Origin of the sequence: Prochlorococcus marinus subsp. marinus str. CCMP1375, from assembly GCF_000007925.1 — a bacterium.
GTDB classification, from domain to species: domain Bacteria; phylum Cyanobacteriota; class Cyanobacteriia; order PCC-6307; family Cyanobiaceae; genus Prochlorococcus_E; species Prochlorococcus_E marinus.
Window position 1 is genome coordinate 1270152 of sequence record NC_005042.1, and the last position, 23591, is coordinate 1293742.

Below are 23591 nucleotides of genomic sequence, written 5' to 3' on the forward strand. Positions count from 1 at the left end.
ATCAATTCAGATGAATTACAAATTTCTGTGAAAGAGATCTTCATTAGTTTCTCAATTTTCTTGGCTTGCGTAATTGTTGCAGTTACAAGCCAAATCATTTCGCCATCAATTGTCACAGCAGAAACTAACTTTACTTCAGCTTTGAACACTGAAGCAGGTTCACTAAAAACAGAACCTGCCATCCAAAATCCAATGGAATTAGACCCAGACGATCCCAATCCCTCTCTTTTTATAATGGCAAGTAACACAAAAGCATCAGCTAATTCTCTGGGAGATTCTCTTAAAACAGAGATCACTTCCTCAGGCCTTAGAATTACAGAAATCACCATTGGCTCTGGAGATGAAGCCGCATCAGGTAAAAACGTCTCAGTAAACTACAGAGGAACTCTGGAAAACGGCAAAGAATTTGATAGTAGTTACGGAAGAGCTCCTTTTACTTTTCCTCTTGGCGCTGGAAGGGTAATCAAAGGGTGGGATGAAGGTGTTGCCGGGATGAAAGTAGGAGGGAAGAGAGAATTAACTATTCCACCTTCACTAGGCTATGGAGAGAGAGGCGCAGGGGGAGTAATTCCTCCAAATGCGACTTTAATTTTTGAAGTTGAGTTGTTAGATGTTCAATAGAAAAAAAGATTTCTATTGAATAAATCAAAAATCACTCATTAATAGAGATGGCCAAGTAATGTGGCAGAAGGTTTTTCATTTGTGACTAATGCTGCGTTTGGCGATCTCATCACTTCTAAAAAGGCTTCCGGCCCAGAAAGCTCTTGCTCATTGTGATGGACCTTGTGGAGTTTACGATCCTGCATCAGCTCGTATTTCAGCTGAAGCTGTATTGTCTATGACCAAAAAGCTCTTAGCTTTAACCCCTCCAGAAGGAAAAGATTCATCTGAATGGGCTACATATAACAATACTTTTTCCAGATTTGTTGCTGTAAAAGAAGAACAAGCTCAGGAAACAAAAAAAGAGCTCCTAATCCTTTGGACAGATTATTTTAAACCAGAGCATTTAGCTAGTTTCCCTGACCTTCATGACACTTTCTGGAAAGCCGCAAAACTTTGCAGCGCATGCAAAGTAAACATTGACCAATCAAAAACTGAGGAGTTAATGGCTGCTGTAGAGAAAGTACACCATATGTTTTGGAAATCCAAAGGTCGTTCAGATTCTTGGACTACAGCAAGCTAAAAGGGAAGATTTCAAAGGAAGCATCCTTATATCTTTATTCCTTTTATTAATTGGTTTTCGGCGGCATTGTCGTGTTGTCGGAAATTCAATGTTGCCTACATTGAAAAATGGCGATCTAATAATCTACAAGCCTTATAAATATAGAAAAGATAAAATCATTCAAGGTTCTTTAGTAGTTGTCCAGCATCCTATTCACAAAGAAACATTAATTATTAAAAGAGTTTCAAAGATAAGCTCTTCACATATAGAGATCCTCGGTGACAACAAGAAAGAAAGTATAGATAGCCGTCAATTTGGACAAATTAATAAACTACAAGTCCTAGGAATTGTTGAGAAAATAATTGCTAAATAAAATTATCTTTAAAATCTTCAAAAAATATAACTAGAAGTTTTATGAATCCAGAAAAAGCCTGTAAGGATAGAAAGCAACCCTGTGAATCTGAAAATTATAGGTAGATTATTTTTACCTGCTCTCAATGTTGCTAAAGACATTGCAGAAACAACTGCTCCCATAGCAACAATCGAACCTAAAAGGTAAAAAAACAAATATAGGGATGCTCCAAAAGGAGGAAGAGCTAACGCAGGGATTACGGCAAGAAGATGACTTGCTCCAGCCAAACCATGAAGTAACCCTAAACTTGTGGAAGCATGAGAATGCCGAGAATGTTTTCTACTTCCTCTGAAATGTAAATGAAAATGTTTATGCTTATTCCCCGAACCATGATGATGGTCATGAGTATGAATATTAAGGCCTAAAGAAGTTCTTATAGTAAGGAATCCCACCACTAAAAGAAAAACTCCCACACTTAATTCAGCAAAACTAGACATGCGTTCAATTTGAGCAAAGTCTTTAACCAATATCGCCACCGCTGACAAAATAAGAACCCCCGTCGAATGACCTAATCCCCAAGCTAAACCATTTCTCAAAGCCAATTTGGGCTTTCGAAAAGCACTTGGTGCCATTGCAATCAAATGATCGGCACCTCCCACAACATGAACTGCTCCAGCAGCAAAGCCAGTCAAGATACTAATTAACATTTCATTCGCTCACTTCATTAAGTCTACCCCATAAGAAAAGACTTTGCTTAATGTTTTCTTGAAAGAAACAACTTAATGATAAAAAGTTCTTCAATGTACTAACCAATTAATTCCTTTAATGCATTAGTTAGGTCTTTTTGTCTCATCAAAGATTCTCCGATCAAAACTGCACTAGCTCCAAAGGAAGCAACTTTTTGTAAATCTTCACGCGTAAATATTCCAGACTCACTAACTAAAAGTACATCTTGTTCTTTTAAAAGATTGGAACATTCAGTCGCAACCTTACAGGTAGTAGTTAAATCAGTTTCGAATGTTTTTAGATCTCGATTATTAATTCCAATTAAAGGAAATCCACCAAGTCTAAGCACTCTATTTAGTTCAGCTGCATCATGAACTTCAACCAATATTGACAACCCAAGACTTAATGCAATTTTGTTTAAATACATCAAATCTTGATCAGAGAGTATCGCTGCAATTAACAAAATTGCATCTGCACCTGAGGCTCTAGCCTGATAGATCTGATAAGGATGGAGAATAAAGTCCTTACAAAGCAAAGGGATGTCAATAATCTTCCTGACGTCAGCCAATACATCAAAGCCACCTTGGAAAAAAGTTTTATCTGTAAGAACAGACAAGCATGTTGCACCTCCTTTTTGATATGCAATTGCTATATCACCTGGTTTAAAATCTTCTCTAATAAGCCCTCGACTAGGACTTGCCTTCTTAATCTCAGCTATCACTGCAGGAGAAGTAACAGAATCCTTTAAAGTTTGTAAAAAATTCTTAGTGTCAGATAATTTCTCAATTTTTGCTATGAGCTTTGGCAAAGGTAATCGGTGACGAGCAAGTTCTACTTCTCGATCTTTTTCCCACACTATTTTTTCTAAAATATTTCGAGGCTCAGACTCTTCATGCGGTATCGCATATTCAAGGTTGGCTACCTTAACCTTGGGATTGGGGGGACGACGGCGAATCTCCATATGTAAATGTTTTTAAGGGTTTCTAAAGTTTTTTCATTTGCTGAACAGCTTGCTTATAAGCAACCTCAACAACTTCACTCAGAGTGGGGTGAGTATGAACTTCCAAAGCCAGATCAACCACACTCTGTTTTCTTGCTAAAGCATTAGCTACTTCTTGTATTAAATCAGCAGCATGAAGACCGTATATGTGTGCTCCAAGGATCTGACCGTTATCTTTTCTAAAAAGCAATTTCATTAATCCATCACTCTCTAATTCCGCTAAAGCCTTTGAGTTGGCTTTGAAATAACTTCGAATTATCCCAAGTGAGAAGTTCTCTTTCGCAGAAATTTCCTTCGCTTGTTCCTCAGACAATCCAACTGAACTGATTTCTGGATGGGTAAAAGTTGCTGCAGGAATGCTTCGATAATCTATCTTCCTCTTGTTCCCAAGAATATTGTCGACCGCGACTGTACCTTGTGCTGCTGCTGTATGAGCCAACATTAATTTCCCAGTAACATCTCCAACTGCCCAGAGATGAGGTAAAGGTTTGCCATCAACTAAAACTCGCATTGATTCATCAATAGGTATAAAGCCTTTATGGGTTTCAACAGACATCGACTCTAAATTTAAATCTTTGCTACTAGGGACCCTACCAGTGGCAACAAGTACTGCATCAACCTCTAATTCTTCTACAACAACTCTGGTATTTACATCCGCCAATTCTATCTTTACTGGACACCCAGGCTTGACTTTACTCGCTAGGACACCTGACTTCGCATCAATATCCCTACCGGCAATTAAATTACGCGAAGCAATTTTAGTTATATCAGGGTCAAATGTAGGCATTACTCTTTCCAACGCCTCAATCATAGTTACTTCACAACCGAGCGCTGTATAAACATCTGCAAATTCAAGTCCTATATAGCCACTACCAATAATTGCTATCCACCTTGGAAGCCACTCAAGACTAATTGCCTCATCACTTGTAAAGACTGTACGTCCATCAGTCTCAATGCCAGGGGGAACAAAAGGGTCTGAACCTGTGGCTAAAATTACATCTTTTGCAGTTAAAACTTTATCTACTCCACTACTTTCTCTCACTCCTACTCTTTGAGGACCTTCTAATCTACCTTGTCCTCTCAAAATGATTACGCCTGCTCGCTCTAAAGTTTTGGTCAAATTATTCCTAACATTAGCAACCAAGTTATTTGCATGATCTGCTATCTTTTGACGTTCAAATCGAACAGGCGCTGCATGAATACCAAACAAAGCAAGATGATCAGCATTTGCTAATTCACGAACTTTTCCACTCGCAGCCAACAAAGCCTTAGAAGGAACACATCCTCTATTCACACAGGTCCCACCCAACTCTCTAGATTCAACAATTCCTACTTTCAATCCATTCTCAGCAGCATGCTTGGCAGCATCAAAGCCACCATATCCTGCTCCAATGACAATCAAATCAAAATCGAATTTTGTTTTGCTCACATTTTTTAATTGATACTAAGAGGTCATTGTGGCCCGTAGCCTTTCTAAAAGTAGTGGAACTGCTGCAGATGCAACATTTAGAGACTCAACTTGTTGATTATGAGGCAAACTCACTGAATGAGTACAACAATCCTGAATTGTTGGATGAACACCATCTCCTTCATTACCTAAAACCAATACAGTCGGTTTCGTCCAATCAAGCTCCCAGTAAGGAGAAACTGCAAGAACATGGCATGAGTTTGGGCTATAGGTTCCGACAATTTGGAACCCTTGCTTTCTCGCTTTTTCCAACTTCTCAACAAGTTCATTAATAGAATGCTTTTCTGCACCCCCTAAACGCTGAAAAGGAAGCTTTAATACTGCTCCTGCTGAAGATCGTAAAACCTTTTGGCCCAGAGGGTCAGCACCTAAAGCAAGCCAAACCAAATCTACATCAGCTGCTAAAGCAGTCCTAAACAAAGTCCCTAAATTTCCTGGATCCTGTAAACGATCTAATGCCAAGACGAAATTACTTTGATCACTTGGTTGCGGGAGAACACTTAAAGGGAAAATTGATGCCACTCCATTTGGATTAACTGTTGTCAAAGAAGCTTGAAGAACTGACTGAGTGACAGAGTTTAATTTCACTTGGCTTGGGATTCTTTTTAAAAGTTCTAAGTTATCTTCAATCCATTCAGGTGTAGCAACTATCTCAGAAGGTCTAGCGCCCGTTTGCAAAGCTTCAAGTAACAAATGAGTCCCCTCAAGCAACAAAGATGAATATTGAATACGTCCTTTAGCACTAGATAATTCTCTTAATCTACGAACCAACGGGTTTCGTCGGCTTGAGATCAGTAGCAGCTCAGTCCTATCTATCTTTCAACTCCTCTAATCATCGTATTTTGCCTATTTATATATAGCTCTTCATAAGATTTTTTCTTCTCTTCTTTATCAATAGAATCGAAACTAAAATGTGTAAGTGGTTCACTCAGCTTTTAAGGGATCAATTCCCATGATGAAATTAATGCGGATGGGGAGACTTGAACTCCCACAGCACAAGGCCACATATACCTGAAACATGCGCGTCTACCAATTCCGCCACATCCGCAAGGAATCAAAAATTAATCATTATGAAAATAAATGATTTCAAGAAAAGTAAGCCCAGAATAATCAAATTCATAGAACAAACTAGCTTTTAATTCCTTAATAAATCTAGATAAGTGTCTAACGTATTAAATGTTCTTGCATCATCATGATATTCATGTTTTGATTCAGGGCATGCATAGTGTGTCATCAATATCAGAAGAGAGTCTTTTGCCATTTTTGAGGGTTGAAGGAAAAAATGATTTGTCAGGACAAATCAAAATAAGTGGTGCCAAGAATTCGGCATTAGTGCTAATGGCTGGAGCGCTATTGACAGAAGAAAATGTTCATTTGAACAATGTCCCTAATCTTACTGATATTGATGTGATGACAGATTTGCTCTTGCACATAGGAGCTAATGTCAACCGCAATACAAATCAAGTCCTTCTACAAGCAAATCAATCAGATCTATCTAAAAATGAACTGCCTTATGAACTTGTTCATGCCCTGAGAGCTAGCTTCGTTTGTATAGGTCCTCTACTTGCAAGACTTGGAGAAGTTAAAACACCTCTTCCTGGCGGATGCAGGATAGGCTGCCGACCTATTGACGAGCATATTCAAGGTCTAAAAGCTCTTGGGGCATCCGTAAGGATTGATAATGACACTGTTATCGCAAAAATAGTCAATTCTCGCAAAAGACTAATCGGGACAAAAATAAAGTTCAACTGCAAAAGTGTTGGTGCAACTGAGACAGTTCTTATGGCTGCGACCCTTGCAGAAGGAGAAACGATTCTCGAAAATGCTGCTCAAGAACCTGAAATTCAAGATCTTGCAAATATGTTGAACAAAATGGGTGCAAATGTACAAGGAGCTGGCACCTCACAAATAAAAATAGAAGGAGTCAGTCATCTAAAAGGATGCGTACATGATGTAATTCCTGATCGTATTGAAGCAGGGACTTTTCTGATTGCTTCAGCAATCACACGTTGTCCTCTAACCATAAGTCCTGTTATTCCTGAACATATTGGTGCTGTTATTAAAAAACTTAAGCAATGTGGCTGCTCAATTGAAAAAGCAGGAAAAGGTCTAAAAATATTCCCAGGAGAGAAAATAAGCTCCGTTGACATGTCAACAAGTCCCTTCCCAGGCTTCCCAACTGACTTACAAGCACCTTTTATGGCACTAATGAGTATTGCCACAGGAACTTCAAAAATAGAAGAGACAGTATTTGAAAGAAGAATGCAGCATGTTGGAGAGTTACAAAGGATGGGAGCTCAAATTTCGCTTTCTGAAAACACTGCTTTTATTTCAGGTGTCAATGAATTAATTGCTACTTCAATTACTGGGGGAGATCTAAGATCATCTGCTGCAATGGTATTAGCAAGTCTTAGCGCAAAAGGCACCAGCGTGATTCAAGGGTTAAATCACCTTGATAGAGGATATGAAAATTTTGAGCACAAGCTCAGCCAAGTTGGAGCAATTATCAGTAGAAGTCCAAACAAACTTAAAATAGATACAAAAAGCTCAGAAGATCTGCAAAAGTTTTCCTCTGGGACCGAAGTAGCTTAAAATCATTATATATTTCTGACATAAAACACATTTAAGGGAGCGTGGTGGAATTGGTAGACGCACCGCACTCAAAATGCGGCACCTTCGGGTTTGTCGGTTCAAGTCCGACCGCTCCCACTTTTTTGTTGGACACCTATAAAAGGCTGCCTTTAAAAATTGTCAAAGGGAATGGGTGCTGGTTATGGGATGAAACGGGCAAAAAATATCTGGACGCAGTAGCCGGCATTGCTACATGTAGTCTTGGGCATAGTGATAAAAAATTATCAAAGGTTTTAAGCCAACAACTCAGAAAAATTCAGCATGTTTCCAATTTATATAGAATCCCTGAACAAGAAGATTTGGCTCAATGGTTAGTTAATCAAAGTTGCGCAGACAGTGTGTTTTTCTGCAATAGTGGCGCTGAAGCAAACGAGGCAGCAATTAAACTAGCTCGTAAATATGGGCAGATTAAAAGAGGTATTAAACGCCCAATTATACTTTCAGCCAAATCAAGTTTCCACGGCAGAACTCTTGCAGCCTTAAGTGCTACAGGACAAACAAAATATCAAAAAGGGTTTGAACCTTTAGTAGAAGGTTTTGAATTTTTTTCTTTTAATGATTCAAATTCAGTTCAAGATCTGTATGAAAACCTTGAGAAAGATGAGCCTAGAGTTGCAGCAATTTTAATAGAGCCAATACAAGGTGAAGGAGGTCTCAATCTTGGAGATCAAAAATTCTTTTACTTTTTAAGAGACTATTGCAATAAAAATAATATTTTATTGTTGTTTGATGAAGTTCAATCCGGCATGGGAAGGACTGGGAAACTTTGGGGCTATGAACACTTCAACGTAGAACCTGATGCTTTTACCCTGGCCAAAGGATTAGGCGGAGGGCATTCCATTGGTGCTTTGTTGGTAAAAGAAAATGCAAGTATTTTTGAACCTGGAGATCATGCAAGCACCTTTGGAGGGAACCCTTTTGCCTGTAAAGCGGGCTTAACTGTTGCCAAAGAAATACAAAATCGCAACTTACTGGAGAACACATATTGTAGAGGCAATCAATTAAGAGAAGGCCTTCAGAAACTTATCAATAATTATCCTCATCATTTAGAGGAGGTAAGAGGTATTGGATTAATGCTAGGCCTAGCAATTAAAAAAAATAGCAATTTAACATCTCAAAAAATTGTAGAGCTTGCAATTAAAGAAGGCTTGCTTGTTATTGGTGCTGGTGAAAAAGTAATACGCATGCTTCCCCCTTTAATTATTACAAAAAGAGAAATTGAGACGCTACTCACAAGGCTTAATGCTTGCTTTAGAAAATTAAATAATTGAACCTAATTAATTACAAAGAAAATAATGATTTTGAAGAATTAATACCTTCATTTAAGTCAAAGGGAATGAATCTTGGACTTGACAGAATACAAAATGCCTTACAAAAAATGGGGAACCCTTGTCACAAAGTTCCTGCAATTCAAATTGCAGGGACTAACGGGAAAGGGTCTATTACCTGCTTCCTTGAAAGTTGCCTAACAAAAACTCATATTAAAACTGGATGCACTACTTCGCCTCATCTAGTTAGCTGGTGCGAAAGAATCAGAATTGATGGTCAAATGATTTCACCAGAAAAACTTCGAAAATTTGTCAATGAAGTTAAATTAATTACAAAGTCTGAGCAATTAACTCCGTTTGAACTTGTAATAGCCTCTGCATTTAATTATTTTTTTGTTAATCAAGTTGAATTAATTCTTTTAGAAGTAGGACTCGGGGGAAGATTAGATGCAACAACAGCACATCCCTGGAGACCAATTATTGCAATGGGAAAAATAAGTTTTGATCACTGTGAATATCTTGGGGAAAGTCTAGCCAAGATCACGAAAGAAAAAGCTGCTGTAATTTCTTATGGGAGTCACGTAATTAGTGCGGACCAAGAACCTGAAGTTAAGAAAATCCTCGAAGATACTGTATTAAAGAAAAACGCAAAGATTTCTTGGGTTTCTCCATTATCTAAGCAATGGGAATTAGGTATCGCTGGTGAAATTCAAAGAGAGAATGCAGCTGTTGCAAAAGCAGTATTAGAATCCCTTCCTACTTTTGGCTGGAAAATAAATAATAATCAAATCAAAAAAGGTCTTGCTTCAGCAAATTGGCCAGGAAGACTTCAAAGTACAAAATGGGAAGGTCTCCCTTTGATACTTGATGGCGCACATAACCCAGAAGCAATAAGACAACTCTCAAAAGAACGAGCTCTCTGGGTAAATCAAAGCTCAATTGTTCATTGGATAATTGGTATACAGACGAATAAGAATGCTCCTGAAATGCTACGTAATTTGTTAAAGGAAAAAGATATTGCTTGGATTGTTCAGATCCCTAACCATCAAAGCTGGAGCAAAGATCAACTTTTAAAAGCCTGTCCAGAATTGTCTCATCAATTAAGAAAAGCAGAAAGTATTCTAAAAGTTTTAGAACTTTTGAGATCAAACAATCAATGGCCAACACCTCCTCCTATAGTAACTGGCTCTCTTTATTTGATAGGTGATCTAATAAAAAACAAAATCATCACCTAATTAATTAAATCCAACCTTTTAACTTTCCTGGATTAAGTATTCCTTTGGGATCATATTCTCTTTTGGCCTTAACCTGCTCAGAATCAATTACACCAAGGCCTCCATCCTCAACAGTGATGACATGTGGATTAAATATTATTGCTCCTAACTCCTTACATTCATTTATCAATTGTTCAAGATTATCCTTTCCTTGCCATCTAACTAACGGCAATGCAGCAATTCTCTGATCACCTTGTTGCCTTACTGCTTCTAAATGCCAAAGAATATTTTGGCCCCATTTTCTACTTAAAGTATTAATTAAATCAATCTCAGGTTGAGGCAAAAGCATTTGCAGATATGTCCAATCAGAATTAACACCTCTCATATGCATAGTTGTGTGGTTCCATGTCAGCTCTCTCAAACCATTACCAACTTTCTCTTGCTCAGAACCTAAATGATAAAAATCAGCTCCTACAGATTTAGATAGTCTTTCTAAAGTACTAATTCCATCTGGCTCAACCAAAAGTAATAATCTATGCTTACCTGCAGGATTTCCGCTCCAAGTTGGAAGACTTTCAACAATTTTGTTTTCAAGCAAACTACACAAAAACAAATTAACTGCAACCTGATTACAAGTCTTAAATAGTTTTACTGCCTCATAAAAATCAGCACAATCAATAGTAACTTCCTGCCAATCAACATTAGGACAAGTGGATAATTTTAAAGAAGTAATGATTCCATTAGTCCCATATGCATGATTGAGAGCTTCAGCCGGCTTAGCATTAAGTTGGATTTTCCTAGGAGATTCTTCTAACGTCACAATTTCCAGCCCTAAAAGGTGCCCAGGATCTCTTAAAAATCCCCAACGTACAGAACCAATTCCTCCTGATCCTCCTGCTATAAAGCCAGCGACTGAAGCAGTCCTCCAAGTACTAGGAAGCAACCTCAATTGGCGTCCTTTGGAAATTAAAAATCTATTCAGATCTATTAGTAGACACCCAGCTTCAACAGTGACTTCTCCCGTCTGAGAATCAAAATTTCTTATTTGAGTTAAAGAAGTCATCAACATAACAACCCCCCCTTGAAGCGGAACACACTGTCCGTAATTACCTGTCCCTGCGCCTCTAAGAGTCAAAGGAATTTGAAAAGCTTGGCAAATCTGTGCAACTGAGATAACTGCATCAACCGAAAGTGGTCTAACGACTAGATCAGCACAACACCCCGCAAGCTCTTCTTTTAAAACAGGTGAATACTCATAGAAATCGCGAGAATATCTTTTGTGCTCAGCTGATCGAAGAAGAACCTCTAAGTTCGGGATGTTCTTTATCTCATTTACAAACTGATTAAAATCTGATCTTTCAAGCATGAGATAAAAACCCTTCTTTTAAGGAAAGATCATCTGTTTCAATCCAATGTCCATTAATCATTACTTTTCTAATTGGCGGAGTAGACATAGCACCAGCCCAACTATCTGCATCTAATAAAACAAAATCTGCAGGGCAACCTATGTCAATAATTCCATCCCATTCAAGCTGCATTATTCTGGCTGCTCCTGTTGTAAACGTCGAAAGTCCAAGCCTATTCCATGGAGCAATTTGAGCAAAAGCCATTGAGGCTGCCATTAAAGAAAGTGGATCAAAATTGCCACCAGGGTACCAGGGGTCTTGAACATTATCCCCACCAATAGCAACATTAACTCCTGCATTTTGAAGTTGCTTTATAGGTGCTATAGGACGTCGTATTGGAGATGTTTTGTCAGATCTAGCAAGCAACCAAAAATTAGTAAAGGGGAGTGCTACAACATTTATATTGAAAGAAGCAATACGTTCTGCCAATAACTTCAAGGGGTTGGAGGGAAGCAACCCCATGCTGCTTAAATGGCTACAAGTAATTGGTATATCAAGGTCTATTTGTTCAAGAACATAAATGATTTCACGTATGCCACCTCCAGGTGTCAAAGAAGTTTCATCAACGTGAATGTCAATTCCACATCCCATATCATTCGCCAAACAAAAGAAATTAATCAACAACTCTCTTAGATTAGCTTTGTGATAGGGAGGCACAATTACACCTCCAAGCAATCCTCCTTCTGCAGAAACTTGTCGAGCTAAATCTTTCCCTCTTTTAGTAGTCCAATATTCCAATGGGACCAACGCTACTAGTTGCAATTCAACAAATTCTTCCCACTCACTTTTAATATTCTTCAAAACCTCCCAAGTCTGTTGTCCTGAGGAATCAAAACTATCTACATGACTTCGAACTGCTCTAATACCATTTTTCAAGGATAGTTTCATAGATCTCTCTGCTCTATCTCGAACTTTCTGCATCGTGCGACCTTTTTGTTCTTCCAAGTTTGCCTGTAATGCATTCTGATAAGTTCCAGAAAAATTTGGGAACGATTTCCAAGTGAATGCCTTGTCAATATGAGCATGAGGCTCAATAAGTCTAGGAAGCAACAAACTCAAAGAAGATTCTTTGGAATGCTGAATTACTTCTATCTCATTTAAACAGCCATCTTTAATATGCATTCTTAATGGACAGAGCCCTTCTTCAGTTATTTGGGCTTGTAAAAGACCTTTACCACAAGCAATTAAGCTACGAGGAACCAATGCATCAATGCATTGAATATTAGGAGATGTCTTTTTTTGCGCAAACATATATATGAATCAATGGTGAATTAGGTAAATTTGTATATACGCGGCGGGCGTCGCCAAGTGGTTAAGGCAGCGGCTTGTGGCGCCGCTATTCGGGGGTTCGAATCCCCTCGCTCGCCCTTACTTAATAGAATCTTATGAAATATCACAAGCAAAAGTGATCTTTATGGAGAAAATTAAGAAAGCTATTGTTCAAACTTTAGGTCTGCATTTTCAAAGTGATACAAACTAAATCAGAAACAATAACTAGAGAATTTACAACCTCTGCAAAAAACAGAGGAAGTTATTGGATTACAACTTTTGGTTGTCAGATGAACAAAGCCGACTCTGAAAGGATGGCTGGAATTCTTCAAGCAATGGGTTACCAAAAAGCAAAAACAGAACTTTGCGCAGATCTTGTTTTATATAACACATGCACAATTCGTGATAATGCAGAGCAAAAAGTGTATAGCTATTTAGGCCGACAAGCGATAAGGAAAAAATCTTCTCCTCACTTAAAGCTTGTTGTTGCAGGATGCGTAGCTCAACAAGAAGGAGAATCCCTTTTAAGGAGAGTACCTGAACTTGACCTTGTGATGGGGCCTCAGCATGCAAATCGCTTAGAGGACCTCCTTAACCAAGTTGATAATGGTCAACAGGTTGTTGCAACAGAAGAACATTTAATACTTGAAGACTTAACCGCTGCAAGAAGAGATAGCAATATTTGCGCCTGGGTTAATGTTATATATGGCTGCAATGAAAGATGTACCTACTGCGTAGTCCCTTCGGTAAGAGGTAAAGAACAATCAAGAGAGCCTAAAGCAATAAAATTAGAAATAGAAGACCTTGCTAAAAAAGGATTTAAAGAAGTGACCTTATTAGGTCAAAATATAGATGCATATGGGCGAGACTTGCCAGGGATTTCTTCTTCAGGAAGAAGAGAAAATACTTTAACCGACCTGCTTTATTTTATACATGACATTAATGGCATTAATCGCATTCGATTTGCTACCAGTCATCCAAGATATTTCACAACGCGGCTCATTGAAGCTTGTGCAGAGCTACCAAAGTTATGCGAACACTTTCACATTCCATTCCAAAGTGGAGACAATGAAGTACTTAAAAGGATGGGAAGAGGATACACAATTGAAAAATATAGAAGAATTATCGACAAAATCAGAGAGCTGATGCCCAATTCTTCAATAAGTTCAGATGTAATAGTTGCTTTCCCAGGAGAAGATGAAAGTCAATTTCAAAATACTTTAAAAATTATTCGAGAAATTGGTTTTGATCAGGTTAATACTGCTGCATATTCACAAAGGCCTAACACTCCTGCAGCCTCATGGGCTGAACAGCTTCCAGAGTCAGTAAAAATCGACCGACTCAAAGAATTGAATTTACTAGTTGAACAAACTGCTAAGGATAAAAATACTCGGTATCATAATCAAATTGTAGAAGTCTTGGCTGAAGGTATTAATCCCAAGAACCAAGAGCAATTAATGGGCAGAACAAGAACAAATAGATTAACATTTTTTTCAAAGATTGGACCTAAAAAATACTCATACAATCCAGGAGATCTAGTTAAGGTAAAAATAAGTGAAATTAGAGCATTCTCTTTAACAGGGTCACCAATACAATGAGAATTAAATCTAATGAGAATAATTTATTTTTTCTAAGAAACTAACTTAATTCAACATGCGAAATGCAATTAAAACAGTTGGAATAGTTTTTGGAGGAGTTTCTGGAGAACATGAGGTTTCTATCAAATCTGCAAGAACTATTATTCATGCCTTAAAACATCCAATTAATATCAATAAGTTTGATGTAATAAGTATCTATATTGATAAAAAGGGGAAATGGTGGCCCAGTGAAATTGCAGAAAAGGTCTTAGAATCAGATCCTAATTTTGATAAGAATATATTCTTCAAGCAAGTTGAATTCATAGGATTAGATCACCTTCCAAAAGAAACTGAAAAAATACAGATTTGGTTCCCTGTACTTCATGGGCCAAATGGTGAAGATGGTTCTATCCAAGGATTCTTTCAACTAACAGGAAAACCATATGTAGGCTCAGGAGTCTTAGGCTCTGCCTTAGGAATGGATAAGATTGCCATGAAAGCTGCTTTCTCTGCAGCTGGACTACCACAAGTAAATTATTGCGAAATACATTCGATAGATCTATTGGACAAGAAAAGATTGTCTTACTTAATACAAAAGATTGAGACCCAATTGGGATACCCATGTTTCATAAAGCCTGCAAATCTAGGATCCTCAGTTGGCATTTCCAAAGCCTATGACAAAAAAGAGCTCCTCAATGGTTTGGATCTTGCTGCTCAGCTAGATAGTCGCATAGTTGTTGAAAAAAACATCAAAGCCAGAGAGCTTGAATGCGCTGTAATTGGAAAAAAACAGATAAAAACTTCATGCGTAGGAGAAGTTAGGTATAGCTCAGATTGGTATGACTATGACTCAAAATATTCTAAAAACTCAACTAAAACTCTAATTCCAGCTCCTATACCAGAAAAAATTTCTAAAGAGGTTCAATCATTATCTATCCTTGCATGCAAAGCAATTTCAGCAGAAGGAATTGCAAGAGTCGATTTTTTTTACGACGAGGAAAAAGATTCTTTGTGGATTAATGAAATCAATACAATGCCTGGCTTTACGGAACAAAGCATGTACCCAATGCTTTGGGATGCTTCAGGAATAGATATCTCACAACTTGTGGCAAGGTTGATAGAAAGCGCTTAAGAATAAAAGAGTTCCATTTGCATGGTGATTAAAACCACTGTTGCCAAAACAACATGATGCATGGTTTGCTTTGGTTCCCTTTACTCTTAGTTTTTGTGCTTTTAACCGCACTTGGATGGCTTGAGAGACGAAGGCAAAATCTTTATCGTTTTTGGGCAGAAGGCTCCGAACTAGCCAAACTTGACGGGTCAGGAGCCGCGCGTCTTAAGGATGGGATTATTACATGGAGCAGTTTCGAGGCAGGTAGCTTCAAAGAAAAAGATACTTTTGAAGTTAAGCGCTTAGAACTAGTTGAATTAATGGCTTTGAGCTCTGGAGAAGCACCTCTTACAAATGAGTCGCAAGGTCAATGTCGCCTTCGATTAATTGGATGTGGGAAAGAAATAGATGTTCCTTTTGCAGATGCTGAACGTGCTCGGCAATGGATGGATCAATTAATGGGGAAGGCTCGTTGCGACCTATGACATGGTCTTCAAAGCCATTTAGGAGGCCAAAGAATTCTGGAAATTTAAAAATCAAGCAAATCTGGGGAATCATCTGTTTTTTCTCAATTACAACCTTCTTAGGGGGGCTACTTGTAACGAAAGGGAGAGAACCCATTAATAGCAATCAAATCCATATCAAGGGTGCTGCAAATACTCCCAATAGAGAAATAGTTAAGGCTATGGGTATTAATTTGCCAACATCCCTTTTAGAAATAAATCCAAAACAACTAGAAAACAATCTTCAAAAGAATTTACCGATAAAAGCTGTTGCAATTAGTCGAAGGATTGCTCCACTAGGAATTGACGTACAAATTTTAGAAAGAGAGCCCATAGCTTTTGCTCTAAGGAAACAAGGCAATAATCAAGAAAAAGGAATGGTTGATAAAGAAGGTTATTGGATACCCATTATTAATGGCACTAATGAATCTTCAAACACATCAAAAGGTCTCATTATTGATGGCTGGGACCCTAGCAAAAAAGATCTGATTAAATTTCTCTTGAGAAATCAGACTAGTCTTGGCAGCCCTCTTAAAAGAGTTATTTTCAATCCAAATGGAAATATAAGCCTCCAAACAGAGTTTTTTAAATTTGTTCATCTAGGGAACAAATCAAACTTGTTAGACCAGCAATTGAAAGCAATTGCTCAATTGTCTAAGTCACTCCCAAATAAATTAACTGACACGTCCGAAATTATTCTCAACTTAAAAAATCCCTCAAAACCAAAATTGTTTTTACCAAATGAAAAAAATAATTAGAAAAAACACCTCTTCAAAGCCATGAAAATCTGGAGAAAAGTCAGTGAACTCTGATTTATCTCCTTAAAGAAAGACGAGACTTTCTTGAAAAACCCAACAGATCTCCAAAGCCAGTCATAATGCACCAAAAATCATTCATCTAAATCCCGAGTATGGTGATGGCTATGGGAAACAATTCAAACTCGTCCATTAGATCAGAGAGCATTCAACCAAGCCAGAATGCCCGCATTGAAGTAATTGGCGTAGGTGGTGGTGGCAGCAATGCTGTAAATCGAATGATTCTTAGTGATCTTCAAGGGGTCTCATACAGAGTTCTCAATACTGATGCACAAGCTTTGTTGCAATCTTCGGCTGAGAATAGAGTTCAACTTGGTCAAACATTAACTCGAGGCCTAGGAGCTGGAGGGAACCCAAGTATTGGAGAGAAAGCTGCAGAAGAATCTAGAGCAGAGCTTCAACAAGCTTTAGAAGGTGCCGATTTGGTATTTATTGCCGCTGGCATGGGTGGAGGAACAGGCACTGGAGCAGCACCAGTAGTTGCAGAAGTAGCCAAACAAAGCGGAGCCCTTACTGTCGCAATAGTTACTAAACCATTTAGTTTTGAAGGTCGCCGCAGAATGCGTCAAGCAGATGAAGGTATCGCCAAGCTCACAGAAAGTGTTGACACTTTAATTGTCATCCCTAACGATCGCCTTAAAGATGCAATTGCAGGAGCGCCCCTTCAAGAAGCATTTAAAAATGCAGATGATGTTTTACGAATGGGAGTGAAAGGCATAACCGACATAATCACTTTGCCTGGTCTTGTAAATGTGGACTTTGCGGACGTTCGCTCTGTAATGACTGAAGCTGGAACATCATTACTTGGAATAGGCATTGGATCTGGTCGTTCTAGAGCCGCCGAAGCCGCTCAAGCAGCAATAAACAGTCCTTTATTAGAAGCTGGTCGTATAGATGGAGCAAAAGGCTGCGTAGTAAATATTACAGGCGGGAAAGACATGACATTAGAAGACATGACCTCTGCTTCAGAGGTTATTTACGATGTTGTAGACCCAGAAGCAAATATTATTGTTGGCGCAGTTATTGATGAAGCTCTTGAAGGGGAAGTTCAAGTAACTGTAATTGCAACTGGTTTTGATGGGAATCAGCCTTACACCAAGCAAAAAGCAGGTGCTAAATTATCTCCTCAATCTCTATATCGACAAACACCAAACAAAGAGCCTGGAGCAAGTATCCCTGAATTCCTAAGACTTAGACAACTTAGGCGTGATCAGTAAAATCAAGGCTTTAATTTAGGTGACCCGGAATCCACGCCAGATTCAAGCATCCCTTGTGGCTGCTACCTTCCGGTCCTGACCAGATTTAGGCGTCGAAGCCGCATGGGCCCGAGTCTCCTAAAGTTTAGCAATCCAAATCTCTTAGCAAACAAGCTAAATGCTTCCTAAGGAATTAGTTCGATTTAAAGAACTTGGAAATCAAATCACAATCCTCACTGCTTGGGACAGCCTTTCTTCGGCAATTGTTGAAGCTGCAGGAGCAGATGTTGTTCTTGTAGGGGACTCACTAGCAATGTTCATTCATGGGCATACCACAACATTGCCTGTAACTCTTGAACAAATGCTCCATCACACTCAAGCTGTTGGGAGAGGTTTTTTAAGTCCAAAAAATAAGCAACCTCTAGTAGTTTGTGATCTTCCATTTCTGAGTTATCAATGTGGAGAAGATAAAGCCGTAGCGGCAGCTGGAACCTTACTGAAAAACTCTTGTGCTGCAGCTGTAAAAATCGAAGGAGCTGAACCTGAAGTCATTTCAGTTATTGAAAGGCTTATTCGAATGGGCATACCTGTAATGGGGCACCTTGGCTTAACCCCACAATCAGTTAATAATCTTGGGTATCATCGACAAGCTGAAGACGCATTGGGGCAAGAAAAGTTAGTCACTCAGGCTCTAAAAATTGAACAGGTTGGCTGCTTTTCAGTAGTCTTAGAACATGTCCCTTCAAAAGTTGCCAGTAAAGTAACTCAAATGCTCAAAATCCCTGTAATAGGAATTGGTGCAGGAGAGGAATGTGATGGTCAAGTAAGAGTAACCGCAGATTTACTAGGCCTTACAGACAAACAGCCTCCATTTGCAAAACCCCTTATAGATGGAAGGTCCTTATTTATAGAATCACTTACAAGTTGGGTTGATCAATTGAGGAATTAAGTAAAGACTCATACCACAACAACATATCAACAAGAATCTGATTACTAAGATCCATTCCATGAGGATCAGTTAAATAAAATCTATATCCTCTTTGTTTAATTAATCCCTCCTTAAGAGAGTTTGCCCAATAATTTTTTAAATTATTCAAATTAATCTCAAGCTGACTCTCATCCCAATTAAAACTACTAACAAGTTCTTTGAAATCTATTCCCTCTCTTCTACGGAGTCCAAAGATTAAAAGCTCATCTAGAGGAATTAATTGGCCTTCATTATTTAAAGTCAAAGATTTATCCAATCCATCATTCTCTTGAACCTCTAACCATTTTTTATATTTTTCTCGAGTCCTAGGCCTAGAGGACCTCACTCCCCATGGACAACTGGTAGCACCTTGTCCAAAACCCCACCATCCAGAGCCACTCCAATAAACACGATTATGGCGAGAAGCGTGCCCAGGTAGTGCATAATTAGAAATTTCATATCGAGAAAAACCTGCTTGTTTTAATTTGTCACTAGTCATCTTTGACATATCAGATGCATCATCTTCATTAGGCAAAGACAATTCCCCCCTATTTTGTCTCCATTCAAAAACAGTACCTTTCTCAATGGAAAGATCATATATCGACATATGTGGAGGTGAAATATCTAAAGCCTTCAAAAGTTGCTTTTCCCAAGAACATAAATCCTGTCCAGGTAGATTTTGAATTAAATCAAGACTCCAACTAAATAGTTTTCTTTCGTTAAAGGCTTGATTAATCCAACCACAAGCATCTAGCAAATCATTGGCAGTATGACGTCTTCCTAATTGAGCAAGAACTTTGTCATCAAAACTTTGTGCTCCTAAGCTTAATCGATTTACTCCTGCATCTAAAAAGCCTTCCAATGAAAAAGTATCAAAACTTGCAGGATCTACTTCAAAAGAAATCTCAGCACCATTTTGAAACCCAAAATGTAATCGCAAATGATCTAATAAATTTGCTACTTGGTCAGCACTTAAAATAGAAGGTGTTCCTCCACCTATATAAACAGTTGATAATGAGGCAACTTTAGGAGCTAAAGAAATCTCCCTATGTAAAAGATTCAAATATGATTTGACAGAAGAGCTACCTGGTCCATTCTCAGTTCCAGCTCTATCTCCCAAAGGGACAACTGGGAAATCACAATAGAAGCAGCGTCTATGACAAAAAGGTATATGTAAATAAGCACTTCTAGGATAATTCACAGGTTGACTTATAAATCAATACACAAAGCTATGCATATTCCTTTAAACCAATAGATTACATAAGAACAATGCTACATAAATCAAAAAAGAGGTCCCAAACTTAATGCCATGGTGGAGATACTCGTACTGATTTTATTTTTTATTACTGGTGTAGCTAGTGGTTGGCTTGGCTTTGACGCGTTTTCTCCACTAATTTTAAAAAAGTTCTCGACTTTAAGTGAAGCAAAAGAAGTTTCATCTGCAGCCAGTGGCCTTTTGGCCTTGCTAATAGGAATTATTTTTCAACAACTCAGGAAACAGTTCACTCGGCAAAATAAAACTACCCCTACAGATCTTTTAGTAAGTAGAGCTATAGGTTTAATACTTGGATTAATTATAGCTAATTTACTTCTTGCTCCAATTCTTCTACTACCTTTACCTAAAGAGATATTTCTTGCAAAGCCCATTGCAGCAGTATTTAGCAATGTTTTTTTTGGATTACTTGGTTATAATCTCGCGGAAATTCATGGCAGAACATTCCTTCGTCTTTTAAATCCAAATAGTGCTGAAGCTCTATTGGTAGCCGAAGGCATACTTACACCAGCAAGTGCCAAGATAATTGATACTAGTGTAATTATAGACGGGAGAATCAAGTCTCTCATTGACTTTGGGCTAATTGAAGGAAAAATCATAGTTGCACAACCTGTTATAGAAGAACTGCAAAAATTAGCCGATTCTAGTAATAATGAGAAAAGGTCTAAAGGAAGAAGAGGTCTAAAGATATTAAGAGATTTAAGAGAAAGTTTTGGCAAAAGACTTGTAATAAACAGCACAAAGTATGAAGGGACTGGTGTCGATGAAAAGCTTTTAAAACTAACTCAAGATACAGATGGAATTCTTATTACTGCTGACTATAATCTTTCACAAGTAGCTCAAGTAAAAGAGCTAAATGTTTTAAATCTCAGTGAGCTAGTAATAGCACTTAGGCCAGAAGTTCAACCAGGTGAAAGATTATTATTAAAAATAGTTCGCGAAGGTAAAGAAGAAAGTCAAGGTGTTGGGTATTTAGATGATGGAACAATGGTTGTAGTTGAGCGAGCAAAAGATTTGCTAGGGCAACGATTGCATGTAATTGTCACAGGTGCAATCCAGACTCCAACAGGAAGAATGGTATTCGGCAAACTTGAGAAAAATCCTCCTACCAACAAATCTGACAAAACACGAGCATCTTCTGGCTAGATGTGGCTAGGCTCGAAACCTGAACAAATTTAAACCATATGACGGCATCTGCTCCTTACTACGGCGATTCAGCCGTAATGCGAACTCCCCCCCCAGACTTGCCATCCCTTTTGCTAAAGGAACGCATTGTTTATCTAGGACTTCCTTTGTTTTCTGATGATGATGCGAAAAGACAGCTTGGGATGGATGTAACTGAACTAATTATTGCTCAATTATTATTTTTAGAATTTGATAACCCTGAAAAGCCTATTTATTTCTATATCAATTCAACAGGAACAAGTTGGCACACAGGAGATGCAATTGGATTTGAGACAGAAGCCTTTGCTATTTGCGACACTATTAGTTACATAAAACCACCCATTCATACAATCTGCATCGGCCAAGCTATGGGAACAGCCGCAGTCATTCTCTCTGGTGGATCAAAAGGACATCGTGCAGCCTTACCTCACGCATCAATTGTTCTTCACCAGCCAAGAAGTGGTGCAAGTGGTCAAGCAACTGATATACAAATTCGCGCAAAGGAGGTTATTCATAATAAACAAGCAATGCTTGAAATACTTTCAAAAAATACTGGTAAAAGTGTAAGCCAATTATCAAAGGATTCTGACAGAATGAGTTATTTGAACCCACATGAAGCAGTTGAATATGGCCTAATAGATAGGGTCTTAACTAGTAGGAAAGATTTGCCCAAAAATATTAACTAACTTTCATTACTAAAACATTAATCTCTTATCTAATTTTTCATCATGCCTATTGGTACACCAAGCGTTCCTTACAGACTCCCAGGAAGTCAATTTGAACGCTGGGTAGATATATACACAAGACTAGGTGCAGAAAGGATTCTATTCCTTGGACAAGAGGTGACTGATGGGGTGGCAAATAGCTTGGTCGCTCAAATGCTTTATTTGGACTCTGAAGATAGTACAAAACCTATCTATTTATATATCAATAGCCCAGGGGGGTCAGTTACTGCAGGGCTTGCCATATATGACACTATGAAATACGTAAAAAGTGATGTTGTAACTATTTGTGTTGGTCTTGCCGCCTCAATGGGGGCATTCCTTCTATCAGCAGGAACCAAAAACAAACGTCTAGCCTTGCCACATAGCCGTATCATGATTCATCAACCTCTGGGAGGAACATCCCAAAGACAAGCAAGTGATATTGAAATCGAAGCAAAAGAGATTCTACGAATTAAGGACATGCTCAATCGTTCAATGGCTGAGATGACAGGACAGCCTTTTGAAAAAATTGAAAAAGATACTGACAGAGATTATTTTCTTAGTGCAAAAGAAGCTAAAGACTATGGTCTTATTGACAAAGTCATTTCCCATCCAAATGAGGCTTGATTTTTAAAAAATTAAATTTTTCACCCAAGTTACTTAATTTGTTTTCATTCGGTTCAACACAAACCCTACCTAATTTTAAAAAAGTCTTTATCCCATAGCTTTCTTATTTATAATTTATTTTTCGCAAGCTCGGCCCTAATAAAGGCCTTAAAAACATCAGAATGGCTAAACTTTTTTACGACTCAGATGCAGACCTCCAACTTCTTAGCCAAAAGACAGTGGCAATTATTGGGTATGGCTCGCAAGGGCATGCACATGCACTAAATCTCAAAGATAGTGGAATTGATGTTGTTGTCGGACTATATGAAGGCAGCAGGTCAGCAAGTAAAGCTTCTTCCGATGGCCTAGAAGTAATGAGTGTTGCAGATGCCTCTGCAAAAGCAGATTGGATAATGATCCTAGTCCCTGATGAATTTCAAAGAGATATATATGCCAAAGAAGTAGCTCCACATCTTAAACCAGGAAAAATCCTCAGCTTTGCTCATGGTTTCAATATTCGTTTTGGATTAATTGAGCCACCATCATTTGTTGATGTAGTAATGATTGCCCCAAAAGGGCCTGGACATACCGTTCGTTGGGAATTTCAAAATGGCCAAGGGGTACCAGCTCTTTTTGCAATTGAACAAGATGCTTCTGGCCAGGCTAGAAGTCTTGCAATGGCATATGCAAAAGGGATTGGAGGTACAAGAGCAGGAATCCTAGAAACCAATTTCAAAGAAGAAACAGAGACTGACTTGTTTGGAGAACAAGCTGTTCTTTGTGGAGGCCTTTCTGCACTTGTAAAGGCTGGGTTTGAAACACTAGTAGAAGCAGGATATCAACCAGAACTTGCTTATTTTGAATGCCTACATGAAGTCAAGTTAATTGTAGATTTAATGGTAAAAGGTGGACTCACGGCAATGCGAGATTCAATCTCCAATACTGCTGAATATGGTGACTATGTGAGTGGACCAAGGCTCATTAACGCTGACACAAAAAAAGAAATGAAAAAGATACTAGCTGATATACAAGATGGGACCTTTGCTAAAAATTTCGTAGCTGAATGTGAAGCAGGGAAGCCAGAAATGAAAAGAATTAGAGAAGAAGATTCCTTACTGCCTATAGAGAAAGTCGGGAAAGGACTTAGAGCAATGTTTAGCTGGCTTAAAACAGACTGAT

The 23591-nt window shown here is 38.4% G+C and carries 23 protein-coding genes, 3 tRNA genes and 1 other RNA gene; 18 read left to right on the top strand and 9 right to left on the bottom strand.

Annotation, left to right across the window (positions count from 1 at the left end; genetic code table 11):
* Positions 1–27 precede the first annotated feature (27 nt).
* From PRO_RS06720 to sodX, 3 genes are all read left to right on the top strand, one after another.
* Positions 28–621 (top strand): FKBP-type peptidyl-prolyl cis-trans isomerase, encoded by a 594-nt coding sequence (locus PRO_RS06720; protein ID WP_011125518.1) that lies wholly within the window; start codon positions 28–30, stop codon positions 619–621.
* 88 nt (positions 622–709) lie between these two features.
* Positions 710–1183 carry a superoxide dismutase, Ni gene (gene sodN, locus PRO_RS06725; protein WP_011125519.1) on the top strand — a complete coding sequence of 158 codons (474 nt, stop codon included), beginning with the start codon at positions 710–712 and terminating at the stop codon, positions 1181–1183.
* A gap of 28 nt (positions 1184–1211) precedes the next feature.
* A complete protein-coding gene (gene sodX / locus PRO_RS06730; RefSeq protein ID WP_225866421.1) occupies positions 1212–1535 on the top strand; it encodes a nickel-type superoxide dismutase maturation protease in 324 nt (107 codons plus the stop codon).
* Between the two features lie 17 nt (positions 1536–1552).
* Here the strand turns inward: sodX and PRO_RS06735 are convergent, their stop codons facing one another.
* From PRO_RS06735 to PRO_RS06755, 5 genes are all read right to left on the bottom strand, one after another.
* The gene (locus tag PRO_RS06735) at positions 1553–2221 is read right to left on the bottom strand and encodes a hydantoin utilization protein A (protein WP_011125521.1); all 669 of its coding nucleotides are present in this window, start codon (positions 2219–2221) and stop codon (positions 1553–1555) included.
* Between the two features lie 98 nt (positions 2222–2319).
* A complete protein-coding gene (gene trpC, locus PRO_RS06740; protein ID WP_011125522.1) occupies positions 2320–3201 on the bottom strand; it encodes an indole-3-glycerol phosphate synthase TrpC in 882 nt (293 codons plus the stop codon).
* 22 nt (positions 3202–3223) lie between these two features.
* On the bottom strand, positions 3224–4669 hold the full coding sequence (gene lpdA / locus PRO_RS06745; protein WP_011125523.1) for a dihydrolipoyl dehydrogenase: 1446 nt from the start codon (positions 4667–4669) through the stop codon (positions 3224–3226).
* Between the two features lie 15 nt (positions 4670–4684).
* Positions 4685–5479, bottom strand: a complete 795-nt coding sequence (locus PRO_RS06750) for a TrmH family RNA methyltransferase (RefSeq protein ID WP_011125524.1) — start codon at positions 5477–5479, stop codon at positions 4685–4687.
* Between the two features lie 194 nt (positions 5480–5673).
* Positions 5674–5756 (bottom strand) — tRNA-Leu (locus PRO_RS06755).
* Positions 5757–5926: 170 nt separating this feature from the next.
* On the opposite strand from PRO_RS06755, the gene murA reads away from it, so the two are divergent.
* The 4 genes from murA to PRO_RS06775 all read left to right on the top strand — a co-directional run bounded on the left by murA (position 5927) and on the right by PRO_RS06775 (position 9842).
* On the top strand, positions 5927–7300 hold the full coding sequence (gene murA, locus PRO_RS06760) for a UDP-N-acetylglucosamine 1-carboxyvinyltransferase (protein WP_011125525.1): 1374 nt from the start codon (positions 5927–5929) through the stop codon (positions 7298–7300).
* 35 nt (positions 7301–7335) lie between these two features.
* Positions 7336–7417, top strand: a tRNA-Leu gene (locus PRO_RS06765).
* 8 nt (positions 7418–7425) lie between these two features.
* Positions 7426–8610, top strand: a complete 1185-nt coding sequence (locus PRO_RS06770) for an aspartate aminotransferase family protein (protein WP_036909963.1) — start codon at positions 7426–7428, stop codon at positions 8608–8610.
* Positions 8607–9842: a bifunctional folylpolyglutamate synthase/dihydrofolate synthase gene (locus tag PRO_RS06775; protein ID WP_011125527.1), complete on the top strand. Its 1236-nt coding sequence runs from the start codon at positions 8607–8609 to the stop codon at positions 9840–9842. Before PRO_RS06770 ends, PRO_RS06775 begins: the two co-directional genes overlap by 4 nt.
* A gap of 4 nt (positions 9843–9846) precedes the next feature.
* Here PRO_RS06775 and PRO_RS06780 read toward each other — a convergent pair whose 3' ends face one another.
* On the bottom strand, positions 9847–11187 hold the full coding sequence (locus tag PRO_RS06780; RefSeq protein ID WP_011125528.1) for an FAD-binding oxidoreductase: 1341 nt from the start codon (positions 11185–11187) through the stop codon (positions 9847–9849).
* Positions 11180–12478, bottom strand: a complete 1299-nt coding sequence (locus PRO_RS06785; RefSeq protein WP_011125529.1) for an amidohydrolase family protein — start codon at positions 12476–12478, stop codon at positions 11180–11182. Before PRO_RS06785 ends, PRO_RS06780 begins: the two co-directional genes overlap by 8 nt.
* Before the next feature lie 43 nt (positions 12479–12521).
* Between PRO_RS06785 and PRO_RS06790 the strand changes: the two genes are divergently transcribed.
* From PRO_RS06790 to ftsZ, 6 genes are all read left to right on the top strand, one after another.
* Positions 12522–12594, top strand: a tRNA-His gene (locus tag PRO_RS06790).
* A gap of 99 nt (positions 12595–12693) precedes the next feature.
* Positions 12694–14094 (top strand): tRNA (N6-isopentenyl adenosine(37)-C2)-methylthiotransferase MiaB, encoded by a 1401-nt coding sequence (gene miaB / locus PRO_RS06795; protein ID WP_011125530.1) that lies wholly within the window; start codon positions 12694–12696, stop codon positions 14092–14094.
* A gap of 55 nt (positions 14095–14149) precedes the next feature.
* Positions 14150–15205, top strand: coding sequence for a D-alanine--D-alanine ligase family protein (locus PRO_RS06800; RefSeq protein WP_011125531.1), 1056 nt, complete (start codon positions 14150–14152; stop codon positions 15203–15205).
* A gap of 53 nt (positions 15206–15258) precedes the next feature.
* The gene (locus PRO_RS06805) at positions 15259–15669 is read left to right on the top strand and encodes a hypothetical protein (protein WP_011125532.1); all 411 of its coding nucleotides are present in this window, start codon (positions 15259–15261) and stop codon (positions 15667–15669) included.
* Entirely contained in the window at positions 15627–16445 is an 819-nt protein-coding gene (locus PRO_RS06810) for a cell division protein FtsQ/DivIB (RefSeq protein ID WP_011125533.1), read from the top strand. The genes PRO_RS06805 and PRO_RS06810 overlap by 43 nt, the downstream gene beginning before the upstream one ends.
* A 158-nt stretch (positions 16446–16603) precedes the next feature.
* Positions 16604–17719 (top strand): cell division protein FtsZ, encoded by a 1116-nt coding sequence (ftsZ, locus tag PRO_RS06815; RefSeq protein ID WP_011125534.1) that lies wholly within the window; start codon positions 16604–16606, stop codon positions 17717–17719.
* Positions 17720–17737: 18 nt separating this feature from the next.
* Here the strand turns inward: ftsZ and ffs are convergent.
* Positions 17738–17834, bottom strand: an RNA gene (gene ffs / locus PRO_RS06820) — signal recognition particle sRNA small type.
* A gap of 42 nt (positions 17835–17876) precedes the next feature.
* Here ffs and panB point away from each other — a divergent pair.
* The gene (panB, locus tag PRO_RS06825; protein WP_011125535.1) at positions 17877–18647 is read left to right on the top strand and encodes a 3-methyl-2-oxobutanoate hydroxymethyltransferase; all 771 of its coding nucleotides are present in this window, start codon (positions 17877–17879) and stop codon (positions 18645–18647) included.
* On the opposite strand, the gene hemW is transcribed toward panB, so the two are convergent.
* On the bottom strand, positions 18616–19866 hold the full coding sequence (gene hemW, locus PRO_RS06830) for a radical SAM family heme chaperone HemW (protein ID WP_011125536.1): 1251 nt from the start codon (positions 19864–19866) through the stop codon (positions 18616–18618). The genes panB and hemW overlap by 32 nt on opposite strands.
* 108 nt (positions 19867–19974) lie before the next feature.
* Between hemW and PRO_RS06835 the strand changes: the two genes are divergently transcribed.
* From PRO_RS06835 to ilvC, 4 genes are all read left to right on the top strand, one after another.
* Entirely contained in the window at positions 19975–21084 is a 1110-nt protein-coding gene (locus PRO_RS06835) for a PIN/TRAM domain-containing protein (protein ID WP_011125537.1), read from the top strand.
* 38 nt (positions 21085–21122) lie between these two features.
* Entirely contained in the window at positions 21123–21788 is a 666-nt protein-coding gene (locus PRO_RS06840) for an ATP-dependent Clp protease proteolytic subunit (protein WP_011125538.1), read from the top strand.
* Positions 21789–21830: 42 nt separating this feature from the next.
* The gene (locus PRO_RS06845) at positions 21831–22433 is read left to right on the top strand and encodes an ATP-dependent Clp protease proteolytic subunit (RefSeq protein ID WP_011125539.1); all 603 of its coding nucleotides are present in this window, start codon (positions 21831–21833) and stop codon (positions 22431–22433) included.
* Between the two features lie 161 nt (positions 22434–22594).
* Positions 22595–23590, top strand: coding sequence for a ketol-acid reductoisomerase (ilvC, locus tag PRO_RS06850; protein WP_011125540.1), 996 nt, complete (start codon positions 22595–22597; stop codon positions 23588–23590).
* The last annotated feature ends 1 nt before the right edge of the window (position 23591 follow it).

Bases quoted from the DNA above. Each gene is read 5' to 3' on its own strand.
- sodN (WP_011125519.1), top strand. From the start codon at position 710: ATGCTGCGTTTGGCGATCTCATCACTTCTAAAAAGGCTTCCGGCCCAG.
- PRO_RS06735 (WP_011125521.1), bottom strand. From the start codon at position 2,221: ATGTTAATTAGTATCTTGACTGGCTTTGCTGCTGGAGCAGTTCATGTT.
- trpC (WP_011125522.1), bottom strand. From the start codon at position 3,201: ATGGAGATTCGCCGTCGTCCCCCCAATCCCAAGGTTAAGGTAGCCAAC.
- murA (WP_011125525.1), top strand. From the start codon at position 5,927: ATGCATAGTGTGTCATCAATATCAGAAGAGAGTCTTTTGCCATTTTTG.
- PRO_RS06780 (WP_011125528.1), bottom strand. From the start codon at position 11,187: ATGCTTGAAAGATCAGATTTTAATCAGTTTGTAAATGAGATAAAGAAC.
- PRO_RS06785 (WP_011125529.1), bottom strand. From the start codon at position 12,478: ATGTTTGCGCAAAAAAAGACATCTCCTAATATTCAATGCATTGATGCA.
- PRO_RS06800 (WP_011125531.1), top strand. From the start codon at position 14,150: ATGCGAAATGCAATTAAAACAGTTGGAATAGTTTTTGGAGGAGTTTCT.
- PRO_RS06805 (WP_011125532.1), top strand. From the start codon at position 15,259: ATGATGCATGGTTTGCTTTGGTTCCCTTTACTCTTAGTTTTTGTGCTT.
- PRO_RS06810 (WP_011125533.1), top strand. From the start codon at position 15,627: ATGGATGGATCAATTAATGGGGAAGGCTCGTTGCGACCTATGACATGG.
- ftsZ (WP_011125534.1), top strand. From the start codon at position 16,604: ATGGCTATGGGAAACAATTCAAACTCGTCCATTAGATCAGAGAGCATT.
- panB (WP_011125535.1), top strand. From the start codon at position 17,877: ATGCTTCCTAAGGAATTAGTTCGATTTAAAGAACTTGGAAATCAAATC.
- PRO_RS06835 (WP_011125537.1), top strand. From the start codon at position 19,975: ATGGTGGAGATACTCGTACTGATTTTATTTTTTATTACTGGTGTAGCT.
- PRO_RS06840 (WP_011125538.1), top strand. From the start codon at position 21,123: ATGACGGCATCTGCTCCTTACTACGGCGATTCAGCCGTAATGCGAACT.
- PRO_RS06845 (WP_011125539.1), top strand. From the start codon at position 21,831: ATGCCTATTGGTACACCAAGCGTTCCTTACAGACTCCCAGGAAGTCAA.
- ilvC (WP_011125540.1), top strand. From the start codon at position 22,595: ATGGCTAAACTTTTTTACGACTCAGATGCAGACCTCCAACTTCTTAGC.